The following is a 238-nucleotide window of genomic DNA, read 5'->3' on the forward strand; positions in this document are numbered from 1 at the left end:
CAACTATAATGACCCTCAACATACGAGAAGCAGAACAATTCTTATCGGCTGCAGGAAGCGATTGTGGAATTGCCAATGTTAATATTGGAACAAGTGGGGCCGAAATAGGCGGGGCATTCGGAGGAGAAAAAGAAACGGGAGGCGGCCGTGAGAGTGGAAGTGATGCTTGGAAAGCCTACATGCGCAGACAAACCAATACTATTAACTGGGGAAAAAATTTACCATTGGCACAGGGGAT

General features: G+C 46.6%; 1 protein-coding gene. It reads left to right on the forward strand.

Translation table 11 applies throughout. The features are described 5' to 3' along the window. A partial coding sequence (locus CWB62_RS18595; protein WP_138556305.1) for an aldehyde dehydrogenase family protein occupies positions 1-238 on the forward strand: 238 nt, incomplete at both ends.

The organism is Pseudoalteromonas sp. S408 (assembly GCF_005886645.1).
Taxonomy (GTDB): Bacteria; Pseudomonadota; Gammaproteobacteria; order Enterobacterales; family Alteromonadaceae; genus Pseudoalteromonas.